This window comes from Streptococcus parasanguinis (genome assembly GCF_000963275.1).
GTDB classification, from domain to species: domain Bacteria; phylum Bacillota; class Bacilli; order Lactobacillales; family Streptococcaceae; genus Streptococcus; species Streptococcus parasanguinis_B.
The window spans coordinates 554,442-566,396 of record NZ_JYOW01000001.1 but is presented as its reverse complement, the minus strand read 5'-3'; the positions used below and the strand labels follow the sequence as shown (position 1 = coordinate 566,396).

The following is an 11,955-nucleotide window of genomic DNA, read 5'->3' as shown; positions in this document are numbered from 1 at the left end:
CTAACTATCCTTTACAATACAGTTTTGCAAACAGTTTTAATAAACCGACTTTTTCAATCAAGTTCATTGTAAAGATAGCTAATTTAACCATCAATCTCTCATCTCTAATTTCTCGATTAAAAACAGAAAGTGTGGACTTCATTCCATTTTTCCTGATCCAGTCATTAATTTCTTTATATTGACGTAAAAACTCTTCACTTGTGGAATGTCTCCCACCGTCCAATAACCAATAAAGAGTAAATTTTTTTATAAAGAATTTAATTAATTTAGTTTCAGAAAAATCACTTGGAATAATCCATGCTATCTTATCAAGAACATTCTTGATATCTAATTTTGGATTAAACCCCTTATTTAATGTATTAGATGCACTATTCTCATTGTAAAACCAATTATATCCAGAATATGGTATAGTTCTAATATTCTTAGATTTTGTATATACGGTTATACTGAATAACAAATCCTCAGCCAGCGGAATATCTGGAAAAGAAAGTTCGTTATCTACTATAAATTTTTTTCTATAGATGCGAGCACATGGTGAAATTGATCTATATTTCGACCATTTATCTTTACCCAATTGGATAGAAAATAGTTGTTTACCATCTTGGTTTACTCTCTGAAGTCCACCAATAACTGCATCATCCATCCCTCTTGAGATTTCATCGTAAAATACTTGCAAGTAGTCTGGATTTATGTAATCATCACTGTCAATAAACATGATGAATTCACCTTTCGCAAGCTTGATACCTTCATTTCTAGTATAGGCCGCACCTTTATTTTCTCGGCTCAAAGTTCTAATATTTGGAGAAAATTGTTGGTATTCATTCAATATTTTGGACGAACCATCTTTTGAACCATCATCAATTGCAATAATTTCAAATGATTTAAAACTTTGATTCAAAACTGAATCTATACATCTTTTCAGATATAATTCTGCATTATATACTGGAATAATGACACTAATCTTAGGCGCTTCTTTCACAATTTTATCCTTTATATTTATAATTATCACTCATGGTTTTTACAGATAAGCAAGAAAATAGAATTTTTATATTGTTAGCAAACCTCAAACAAGTAATGTTTAACCATTTGTATCCTGACTCTTTTTATAAAAACGATTTAAACATTTCGCTAATCCTTTTGGCCAAAAAAGATTATACATCATGTAATCTTCCTTGGTGCGAGTATTATCACTAATGGTATTACTCGTTTCAGAATCTTCATGAATACGATGGCACATTAATTTTTTTGGAATATATACAAATCTGCCATCATATTTAGCTAAATGGTACCAAGCAAGCCAGTCCAGGCTAACTCTCCATTCCTCATCAAATCTAAAGCCCTTAACCAATTCTAAATTATAAGTTACAGCAGGGCAACAAATCGGATTTCCAAAAGCAAGAATACGATTTCTCCACCACTTAGTTTTAGGGAATAATGATATTGTTTTTAACATTAATGATTTGATTTTTAGATTTGAAGTCGGTTCAATGACCTCTCCATTTTTTTCTTCAAAATAATCAGAATAAAGAATGATAGCATCTTGATGCTTCTTTATCCTCTCTTGAATTTCCATTAAATAGGTTGGCTCATAATAATCATCTTGATGGGCTATTGTAGCATATTGGGTAGTAACAAAAGATAAAGCATTATTCCAATCTTTCCCAATACCACCACCAACACTTGTATTAAATGGAATAGCATGTTTTTGGCAAATACTTTCGATAAATACACTTGGAGTAGAGGTGTACAAAATAATATTACTTTTTACGGTTTGGCTTAATAACGAGTTTATACAATCCTCTAAAAAAGGACTATCCCCATAAGCACAGATTACAAATGTATGATCATTCCACTGATTCATATTTTTGAATCTCCTTCCTTCTCATAATTACAAAGACAATCCAACTCGCAACTGTGTAAAATAACATAACCATAACAAAACTAAGCCCTGCTCCAAATAAGCCAAACTCCCTCATCGCTAGAGGCGTAAGAAGATTTGTTAACAACGCCATTGCGATATACACATAGAGTAGATAGACTTGCTTCCTCAATATAATTAAAAAATCACCTATGACAGAAGCTATAGAATACAAAAAGCCGGAAAGCACTAAAATAGTAAGCAATAAACTATAATTTGATAAATCAATACCACTTATAATATTCAAAATAGGAATCCCTATCAAATAGGCCAGTATTGATACTACCAGTCCCAAAATCATAAGCAATAATAGAATCTTTCGAATCATAGCATTAAACGTATGAAACTTTCTTTCTGACCATTGTTTTGCCAAATCGGTAATTAACGGTCTTAATGCTAATACAAATAAACTCATAAAGAAAACAGGCATGAATAGAATACTGAAATCCCTTTGAGCACCTTCACGTAATACACCCTCGACTAGCAACTTATCAATCACTTGTTTTGGATAATTCAAAACATATACCAATAAAAAGCCGTTGACAAACAAGGGAAGGCAAGTTTTCATGATACTAATTGATCGCTTAAATGTAGCAGATGAAATCTGATTAAAAGGTATCGTTCTAATTTGTTTGGATTGGATGTAATCACCCCGAAAAACAAAAAGAACATTAAAAAAACATAAACAAATTAAAGAAAAAATTAAAGAATTTGAAAGTAACAAACTAATTAGGAGAATGATTGTGCTCGAACCATAACGCAGCACCATTAATTTCCCTGCAATATCTAAACGTTCATGTTGTTGAAATAAACCTTGGAATAAATCAGAAAAAGCATCACACGAACGATAAAGTACCGTTAGGATTATTATTAAAAATAAATCCCCTTTTCCAACATTATTTCCACTAAAAAGTAAATATGGAAATAATGTGACTAACATCAAACAAACTGTTATAACCCTAGTTAGCCAATATTCCAAATACGAGTAAGCTTCTTTCAAATCAGTCGCCTGATAATTTCTTACTTGAAACATACCAATGACAATCCAGAGATTCCCAATTGCATAAGCCAAACTAAAATTATCAGCATCACTTGCGGAAGTATATCGAGAGACAATAATCAAATACAATATAGAAACTGCAGCCGCTGCTATATTCCCAGCAAAATTCCAAAAATAGACACTCCTATTTGTTTTATTGTTCATTTTCATTCTCACTTCTTAATAAGGCGATTGTTTGTGACAATTTCTTAATCTGAACGGATTGCTTTGATACAGTACGAGTTAATGAAAATATTAAAAATATTAATAAAAATGTACTTAATAAAAAAATAAAGTTACTTAGCGTCTGAATACCAAGAAATGAAGATATTGCTCCAATCAAATTGGGAAACCAAATAACTGGCAACGAGAGTAAACAAAGAATAAGCCAGGAAATGACATTTCTCATTTCAACGACTTTCTTTGCAACTAGGCGTAGAATATAAACGATAAAAATAATTACAATAAGGGTTAACCAAATATTTAGCATGTTATTTCTTATATCCTCCACCAATTCTAGCCAATAGCATTGCCATTGTCACTTTGATCATATAGTATACAGACTTACTGAATGTAATCGATGATTCTCCGTGTTCTCGCTCGTTCATTAATACAGGTACTTCTGCTACGGAATAGCCTGAGGTTAAGAGGGACACAATCGTCTCTGGTTCTGGATAATCACTTGGATATTGTTTAGCAAATTCTTCAATCACTTTTCGATCTGCTACCCGCAATCCTGATGTTGGATCTGTTACCTTTTGACCAGTTAAAATCTTAATTAATTTTTCAAAAAATGAAATTCCAATCCGTCGCGCGAAGGAGGATTGGAAACCTTGATTTTCAATGAAACGAGAGCCAATCACCATGTTCACATTTTTCTCTTGAAGGACTTGAAGCATCTTTCTGATAAATTCAGGATTATGCTGACCATCCCCATCCACTTGAACAGCATATTGATAGCCATTTTTAACTGCATATTGATAACCAGTTTGGACAGCACCACCAATTCCTAAATTGATCGGTAAATCGATAACATTAAAGTTATTATTGCGACAAATTTCAAGTGTATGATCTGTAGAACAATCATTGATAATGACATAATCAAATTCGGGCGTATGATCTTCAATCATCTTGATTGTTTTTTCAATATTTCCACTTTCATTATAAGCTGGAATAATGATCAGTAATTCTGAATTTCTCACTCCTATTGTTTTCCCTTCTATGCATATCACTTCATTATACAATAATCAGTGCATATTTTCTACTTTATACTGCCCCCTCCCCCTTTTCATGGTATAATAGAGTGAATCGATTGCGGGAGGACATCTGATGCTAAGACTTGGAATTATTGGAACGAGTTGGATTTCACATGAATTTATAAATGCTGCTCACCAAACGGGTCACTATCACTTGCAGGCTGTGTATTCGAGAAAAATGAAGATGGCTCAAGATTTTTGTGAGCCTTATGGGGTGATCTCTTGCTACACAGACTTGGTCGATTTCTTAGACAGTGAACTGGACGTAGTCTACATTGCCAGCCCTAATTCTCTTCACTTCGCTCAGGCCAAGCTTGCTATTCTAGCCAAGAAGCATGTCATCATTGAAAAACCGGCTGTGACGAGTCCTGTTGAATGGAAGGAACTAGTGAAGCTTGCTAAAGACCACAATGTTTATCTCTTTGAAGCTGCTAGAAATTACCAAGAAGCTGCCTTTCAAGTGGTTAAAGACTTCCTCTCTAATCAGGAAATACTAGGCGCCAACTTTACCTTTGCCAAATATTCTTCCAAGTTGCCTGCTCTTCTAGCAGGTGAGATACCCAATATTTTCTCAGATCTCTATGCAGGTGGCGCTCTAATGGATCTGGGAGTCTACTGCCTCTATCTGGCCATTGGCTTTTTTGGAGCGCCAGACTCTAGTCACTACACCGCTCACCAATTACCTAACTCAGTTGATCTCTATGGGCAAGGGATCTTGATCTATCCTGAGTTTCAGGTTGCCATTCAGGCGGGAAAAAACATTACCAGTCATCTCCCTGCTGAAATCTACACCAAGACTGGAACCCTGACCCTAAATGCTGTAGCTGCAATGGACCAGGCTCAATTCGTCAGCCATTCTGGAGAGGTCATCGACCTTCCTATTGAGTCCTGCAGTCATGTCATGCAAGAAGAGGCCGAGGCTTTTGCTCTTGCCATAGCTGGGCAAAAAGAGACGGCTTACCTCGAGTGGTTAAAAACGGCTGAGCAGGTCCATGAAACCCTCTACCAAATGCGCCAAAGCGCTGGAATACAATTTAAGGATAAAAAAGAATGAAAGAACAATTTCCACAAAGCTGGAAAGATCAGCTAGAAACACTCGGATTTGATACCTTCACTGACATTCAGGAGCAAATCTTCGCCCCTATCTATGAAGGAGGAAATGTCCTCGGGATCAGTCCCACTGGTACGGGAAAGACCCTGGCCTACCTCTTTCCTAGCTTGCTCAAGGTCAAACCGAAGAAGGCCCAACAACTCTTAATTTTGGCTCCTAACACAGAGTTAGCAGGACAAATTTTTGATGTCACCAAACAATGGGCAGAGCCTCTCGGTCTCCAGACACAACTCTTCCTTTCAGGATCTAGTCAAAAACGGCAAATCGAACGCCTCAAAAAAGGACCCGAAATCCTGGTTGGGACGCCTGGTCGGATCTTTGAACTGATCAAGCTGAAAAAGATCAAAATGATGAATGTAGAAACCATCATTTTAGATGAATTCGACCAATTACTGAGCGATTCTCAGTACCACTTCGTCGACAAGATCAGCCACTATGCTCCCCGTGACCACCAATATATCTATATGAGCGCCACAGCCAAGGTCGATCCAGACCAGCTAGAAGAAAATACTCTTCGCATTTCGGTTGATGGAGTTTCTTTGGACAATATCCAACATTTTTATATGCAAGTGGATAAGCGGGACAAGGTCGAATTGCTCCGCAAACTCGCCTACGTCGAAGATTTTCGTGGTCTGGCTTTTTTCAATAGCCTGTCTGATCTGGGTAGTGCTGAAGAAAAACTACAATACCGTGGTGTTGAGGCCGTATCGCTCGCAAGCGATGTCAATGTCAAATACCGCAAGGTCATTCTGGAACGCTTCAAAGACCATCAGCTGACCCTCTTGCTTGCCACCGATTTAGTCGCTCGTGGGATCGACATTGAACATCTTGAGTGTGTGATTAACTACGATATTCCTCGTGATGTGGAGACCTATACCCACCGTGCTGGTCGAACAGGACGAATGGGGCGTGAGGGCTATGTAATCACCTTTATCACCCACCCAGAAGAACTCAAATCCTTAAAAAAATACGCTTCTGTACGTGAACTGGTTTTAAAAAATTCCGAACTCTTTTTAAATGAATAAGAAAATCCTCTGCTAGTGAATGAACTGCAGAGGATTTTTACGTTAATTTCCATTGTAATAAATGCGATGACTTTCAAGTTGATAATCCAACAATTCATCCACCGTTACAAAGGTATAGCCTTGTGATTTGAGGTAGTCAAGGACGGTCGGTAGAGCGTCAATCGTGGTTTGATGGATATCATGCATGAGGATAATCGAACCCGGTTTGACTTCTTTTTTCACTTCATTGAGAATAGCCGTCGTATTATGTGTCTTCCAATCTAGGCTATCCACATCCCACATGATGAAGGATTGATCAACACCGTATTGAATAGCGTTATTGATAGCTCCATACGGAGGACGGGTAATCTTGGTCTGCACACCTGTCGCTTTTTGAATAGCTTCTTGGGTATCCAAGATCTCTTTTTTAGCATTATCCAAGCTCAATTTTGGCAACTGAGGATGATCCCAGGTATGGTTCCCGATTTGATGCCCCTCTTTGCGGACTTGCTTAGCAATATCCGGATTCGCACTGACATTTTTTCCGACCATAAAGAAGGTAGCTTTGGCATTGTATTTCTTTAAGATGGCCAGCGCCTGAGGAGTCGTGGTTGGATCTGGTCCATCATCAAAGGTCAGAGCAATCATCTTACGGTGGCGTTCTTCTATATAGGATTGGTAAGAAGCTAGATCATCAGGAAGCAAGCGCTCTGTATCGATCACATCATAGAATTTAGACAAGGGAACAGTGAAGGTATCGTCTCCCTTAACCTTGGTTGGAAATGGAATGGTGAAATTTCCTTTTTCATATTGGAATTCCCATTGGCTCAAATCCAACTCTGAGAAGTGGGCAACCATTTGATCAATGCTTTCCTCATCCAACTGACGAAAGGCTAGATTCCCTCGTAATTCCTCCAAAAAGATCTGTTTGGCTCCATCTGGATCCGCAAAAACTTGGCTGAGGGTCAAAGGGTTACTGTCATCATCCAAGTAAAAGAGGGGCAACTTCACCGTCTCATCTTTGATGAATTTCCCTTTTTTGTACTGGTACTCCGCCCGTTTGATTTGGATAGGGTGATAACCAACAAAAGGCGCTTCTGCTTCTTCACTATGGTAGAAGGTCAAATGCTTTGGCTCTTTGGTTTTCTCATCGGATCCTAGACGCTGAAGGTCTTCTTGGATCTTCTCTTTCACGATCTCAACAGCTTGTCCATCTTTAGTAGGATAATAAGCCGTCACATAAGAAGTTCCTAAAATCCCTTCCTGAACTTGAACATCTTTCCCTTTTTCAGAGCTTTTCTCGAGTTGGGTGACCTTATCAAACTGATCCTGATAGGCTTTTTGTTCACGAACCCTTTGAATCTTTTGATAGCCGATATACAAAAGACTCAGTAAAAGGAGATTTGTAATGATTAATAAAATAGTTTTCGTGTGTTTGAATCTCATAACTTTATTATAGCAAATTTCTCTCGAAAAAACATTCCTTTTTTGTAAATGGTTTCATAAAAAAGAGGGCGACTGTCGTAGCCGACAGCGGCCCTTATTGTTAATCCCTCTTATTTTTCGCGAATGACTTCTACTTTATACCCATCCGGATCTACAACGAAATAGTAATTCGGTTGCGTCCCTGGAAGACCTTTTGGTTCTGTCACTTCATAGCCTTTAGCCTTGTGTTCCGCATTCAAACCTTCTAGATCAGGAGTACTCAAGGCAACGTGAGCATAGCCATCTCCGATGACATATGGACCATGATCATAATTGTAAGTCAATTCCAGCTCATAGTCATCTCCAGGCAAGGCCAAATAAACAATCGTGAACTTGTAGTCTGGGAAATCTTTCCGACGTTTTTCTTCAAAACCAAAAGCATCTTGGTAAAAAGCGATTGATTTTTCTAAGTTTTCCACACGAAGGCAAGTGTGCAACATTTTTGAACTCATAGGTTTTCCTCTTTTCTATCTTTTAAAGATTATGAACGATTTTTTTTACGACTTTCCGTCTTAATGGATAATTTCACTTCAAAGATAGTCCCTTTTGGTTTATTATCTTTGACTTGAATAGTCCCTTTAAAGGCTTCTACGATCTGCTTAGCGAGGGATAATCCCAAGCCAAATCCACCTTTTTGACGGGTTCTGGCCTTGTCGACCCGGTAAAAACGATCAAAGATCCGTTTCTTATCCTCATCTCGAATCCCTGGACCATTATCCAGCACTCTCAAAAGAAGATTTTTATCCTTCAATTGAACTTCAAACTGGATCTCACCATCTTCATCGGTATATTTCAAGGCATTGTCATAAAGAATGGTCATCAATTGCTTGAGGAGCGTTCTATCAGAACAAATGACTTTGTCCACCTGATTGTCTCCTCGGAAGATTTTGCCATTTTCTTCCGCAATGATCTCAAAATTCGAGAAGGTCTGATCGAAAAAGCTTGGTTCGATGTCTTCCATCTCTGGCTTCAAGCCATCATCTCTTCGGGCGATATTGAGAAGGTTGGTGGTCAAGAGCTTCATATTTCGAACTTCATCTAAGCTAGATGCAATGCTCTCGCTCGATTCCATAATGGTCGCTTCAGGCTTTCTAAAAAGCGTTTCGAGGCGATTTTGCAGGACTGCTAAAGGCGTCCGCAACTCATGGGAAGCATTTTCCACGAAAGCCTTTTGCTTTTGCATACTCTCAAGAAGGGGCTTGACGCTGAGACGTGCTAAGAAGAGACTAGCAAATAACGAGATTCCCCAGAAGCAGATCATGACAAGGGCGATTTGGCTTTCGTGCTCTTCACTGGTCTGCTCTAGCTGACTGATATTGGTCATGACAACCGCATACTTGATATCACTATCACTTTCATCATCAGATAAACTCAACTCTGCCATATAGGCCCTGTAACTTTCTTTTTTCCCATAGCTGTTTGTAATTTGAAGCTGGGAAACCTTGTTGAGGAGCTTTCGACCAAACGTCACTGTTTTGAAGTTTAAAAACCCATTACCGGTTGTCAAGTTTTCATATTTTTTATTGAGCAAAACAACAGTGGTATTGGATGTGACATCCCCTTTAGGTTCTGATTTATCATGATCTGGGATCATCATCTCATGATCATTATCATCTCCTTTGGTATTTGACTGTCGCTGGTCTCGATAAGCAATCGCTACAAGCGAGTAGGGATCCTGACTGAGAGTCTTGAGGTTCTCATCGACCGTTGTATAGAGACTCGAGCGCATGACCTGAATGATAATCAGGGTCATGGCTGAGAATATCAAAGTAAAGAGCCCAAAATATCGGATGAAGTAGGAAAAATCATCTTCCCCGACGGTTTTCTTAATTCTGGTTAGCATCTTTTAAGATATACCCCACACTGCGCAATGTTTGCAAGTTCTCAACGAAATCAGTACCTTTTAATTTCTTACGGATTTTTGAAACATAGACTTCAACCACTGAGATGGTTGTGTCACTATCAAAGCCCCAGAGACGATCGAAGATCTGGGTCTTTGGAAGGATGACATTTTGGTTTTGAAGGAAATAGACCAAAAGATCAAATTCCTTCCCAAGAAGTTCCACTTCTTTCCCATCCACATAAGTCGAATTGGTAGATAAATTGACCTTCAAATTGCCATAATTAAGGGTGTTTTCATTGACCTTTCCTGAGCGCTTCAAGAGAGCTTGAATCCGCATCTTAAGCTCTTCTAGGTAGAAAGGCTTGGTGAGGTAATCGTCTGCCCCTAGCTCAAAGCCGTGCCCTTTGTCATCCAGACTTTCTTTAGCTGTCATGATCAAAACAGGGGTTGTCACGCCTTTTTCACGCAATTCTTTCAAGACATGGAAACCGTCTTTTTCAGGAAGCATCAGGTCCAGCAAAATCAAATCATAGATCCCGCTTTCTGCTTCGTAAAGACCTTCTTCTCCGTCAAAGACCTGCATGACATCCGCAAAATCATCTAAAAAATCAAATACTGAATTTGACAAACCAAGGTCATCTTCGACCAATAGAATTTTAATCATCGTCGTATCCTCTTCTCTTTCGTGAGTGAGTCTTTCTAATCTATTCTTAACCATTATAACACGACTTGCCTTCATTTCCTATAGTTTAGAACCTGGTTTTATGATCAAACTCAGCCTGCCTGAGGAAGGCTAATTCTATGAATTTGTCGTGTTTTCTTTGTTACTTTGACTATCACTCGTCTTATTTTTATTTTTTGAATTCTTCTTATTGGACTTTTTAGAGGAACCCTGGTTCCCTTCTTGTCCGCTAGATTGGTTCATGCCATTATCTGGACCATTCCCTTGTGGGCCACCATTGCCTTCTTGTGGCATCTGACCAGGTCCGCCACCTTGCGGACCACCTTGAGGACCGCCGTCCTGTGGGCCACCATTTTGCTGGTTTCCTTGTGTAGCATGGCCATTTTGACTATTTTGTTGCTGATTGGAACCTTGGTTCTGACCCGTTTGAACCGGTTGAGAAAATTGTTGAGAATTGGAAGATTGTGAGGCGATGACACCGACCCCAAAGCCACTTCCAGCACCGACCAACAAGCCACCAACTGCTGCCATACCGATCCACCACTTAGGACTTCGTTTGAGGACGACCATTTTTTCTTTGGATTCTTGCGTTTCGACTACTTGTTTTGTTTCTTTTTGATTCATCTTTTTACCTTTTATCTTTTTTACAAGTACTTGTCTTTTAAATTTTAAAGGGAGCTCGATCCTTTAAGTAAGGCGATTATACTTTAGAAGTCTTAAACAGGCCTAAATTTTTACTTAAAACAACCTAAAACGACTGGGACTATTGACAGGATGAAACCGATATTGTAGAATAGTTACCATAAAATAAAATAGAGGTTAACTGTTATGAAAAAAATCTTTCCTTTAGTGCTCATCTCCATTGGAGTGGCCATGATCTCCGTCCTATCTCAATTCACCATTCCCTTTGGTCCAATTCCTTTGACCCTGCAGACACTCATGATCGGGATCATCGGGACCATCTATAAACCCAGCCATGCCTTTGTCACAGTCTGTCTCTACCTACTTTTAGGCTTCTTAGGTTTTCCAGTATTTGCCGGCGGTGCTGGTGGCGCTTCGCATTTCCTTGGTCCTACTGCTGGTTTCCTCCTCTTCTTCCCATTCCGAGCATGGATCACGTCTCTGTTCACGAGTGCTAAATCCAGCCTTGTCACTATCTTTTTGGCCAATCTCCTCAGTAGTGCTCTCCTCTTTGTGTCAGGAGCTATCGGCTTTATGCTGGTCACGCATACCGATCTCCAAAAAGCATTTACTTTGGTCGTTGCTCCCTTTATCCTTGCTGACCTCATCAAACTGGTCATCATCACGATCACCAGCAAGGCAATTTTTGCCAGCCTCAAACACCACTGGTATTTCAAATAATACACAAAGGGCTTAGCGGATATATTAAAAAAGAGAGTGGGACAGAAATCGGTAATTCGTTAGAATTCGATTTCGCCGTCCCACCTCCGCACAGTTGAGTAGGGCTGTAAAAGCTGATGAAATCAGCGTAGTAGAGCCCACTCAACCACTGCGTCTTGCTCGACAATCCAAAAACAATTGAGAGGCTAGGACTTTTGTCCCAGCCTCTTTTGTTATAGGCATACATTTGTAAATCTCTTTAATTAAACTACTTTT

General features: G+C 38.9%; 13 protein-coding genes. 3 read left to right on the top strand and 10 right to left on the bottom strand.

Annotated elements, in window-relative coordinates; all coding sequences use genetic code 11:
• Positions 1-4: 4 nt before the first annotated feature.
• The 5 genes from TZ97_RS02815 to TZ97_RS02795 all read right to left on the bottom strand — a co-directional run bounded on the left by TZ97_RS02815 (position 5) and on the right by TZ97_RS02795 (position 4,159).
• Entirely contained in the window at positions 5-979 is a 975-nt protein-coding gene (locus TZ97_RS02815; RefSeq protein WP_235287879.1) for a glycosyltransferase family 2 protein, read from the bottom strand.
• Positions 980-1,078: 99 nt separating this feature from the next.
• A complete protein-coding gene (locus TZ97_RS02810) occupies positions 1,079-1,861 on the bottom strand; it encodes a glycosyltransferase family 2 protein (RefSeq protein ID WP_045759292.1) in 783 nt (260 codons plus the stop codon).
• Complete coding sequence (locus tag TZ97_RS02805) at positions 1,845-3,122, bottom strand: lipopolysaccharide biosynthesis protein (protein ID WP_045760177.1); 1,278 nt, start codon at positions 3,120-3,122, stop codon at positions 1,845-1,847. The genes TZ97_RS02810 and TZ97_RS02805 overlap by 17 nt, the downstream gene beginning before the upstream one ends.
• On the bottom strand, positions 3,112-3,447 hold the full coding sequence (locus TZ97_RS02800; protein ID WP_045759291.1) for a DUF2304 domain-containing protein: 336 nt from the start codon (positions 3,445-3,447) through the stop codon (positions 3,112-3,114). The genes TZ97_RS02805 and TZ97_RS02800 overlap by 11 nt, the downstream gene beginning before the upstream one ends.
• Before the next feature lies 1 nt (position 3,448).
• Positions 3,449-4,159 (bottom strand): glycosyltransferase family 2 protein, encoded by a 711-nt coding sequence (locus TZ97_RS02795; protein ID WP_045759290.1) that lies wholly within the window; start codon positions 4,157-4,159, stop codon positions 3,449-3,451.
• Positions 4,160-4,286: 127 nt separating this feature from the next.
• Between TZ97_RS02795 and TZ97_RS02790 the strand changes: the two genes are divergently transcribed.
• Both TZ97_RS02790 and TZ97_RS02785 read left to right on the top strand, forming a co-directional pair.
• Complete coding sequence (locus TZ97_RS02790) at positions 4,287-5,267, top strand: Gfo/Idh/MocA family protein (RefSeq protein WP_045759289.1); 981 nt, start codon at positions 4,287-4,289, stop codon at positions 5,265-5,267.
• A complete protein-coding gene (locus TZ97_RS02785; RefSeq protein WP_045759288.1) occupies positions 5,264-6,349 on the top strand; it encodes a DEAD/DEAH box helicase in 1,086 nt (361 codons plus the stop codon). Before TZ97_RS02790 ends, TZ97_RS02785 begins: the two co-directional genes overlap by 4 nt.
• A gap of 42 nt (positions 6,350-6,391) precedes the next feature.
• Here TZ97_RS02785 and TZ97_RS02780 read toward each other — a convergent pair whose 3' ends face one another.
• The 5 genes from TZ97_RS02780 to TZ97_RS02760 all read right to left on the bottom strand — a co-directional run bounded on the left by TZ97_RS02780 (position 6,392) and on the right by TZ97_RS02760 (position 10,962).
• Positions 6,392-7,774, bottom strand: a complete 1,383-nt coding sequence (locus TZ97_RS02780) for a polysaccharide deacetylase family protein (RefSeq protein WP_031574217.1) — start codon at positions 7,772-7,774, stop codon at positions 6,392-6,394.
• A 110-nt stretch (positions 7,775-7,884) separates the two neighbouring features.
• Positions 7,885-8,265, bottom strand: coding sequence for a lactoylglutathione lyase (gene gloA, locus TZ97_RS02775; protein WP_003006623.1), 381 nt, complete (start codon positions 8,263-8,265; stop codon positions 7,885-7,887).
• Positions 8,266-8,294: 29 nt separating this feature from the next.
• A complete protein-coding gene (locus TZ97_RS02770; RefSeq protein ID WP_024055735.1) occupies positions 8,295-9,656 on the bottom strand; it encodes a sensor histidine kinase in 1,362 nt (453 codons plus the stop codon).
• Positions 9,640-10,320 (bottom strand): response regulator transcription factor, encoded by a 681-nt coding sequence (locus tag TZ97_RS02765; protein WP_021152983.1) that lies wholly within the window; start codon positions 10,318-10,320, stop codon positions 9,640-9,642. Before TZ97_RS02765 ends, TZ97_RS02770 begins: the two co-directional genes overlap by 17 nt.
• Before the next feature lie 135 nt (positions 10,321-10,455).
• Positions 10,456-10,962, bottom strand: a complete 507-nt coding sequence (locus TZ97_RS02760) for a hypothetical protein (RefSeq protein ID WP_045759287.1) — start codon at positions 10,960-10,962, stop codon at positions 10,456-10,458.
• A gap of 204 nt (positions 10,963-11,166) precedes the next feature.
• On the opposite strand from TZ97_RS02760, the gene TZ97_RS02755 reads away from it, so the two are divergent.
• Complete coding sequence (locus TZ97_RS02755; RefSeq protein ID WP_003006609.1) at positions 11,167-11,700, top strand: biotin transporter BioY; 534 nt, start codon at positions 11,167-11,169, stop codon at positions 11,698-11,700.
• Positions 11,701-11,955 lie beyond the last annotated feature (255 nt).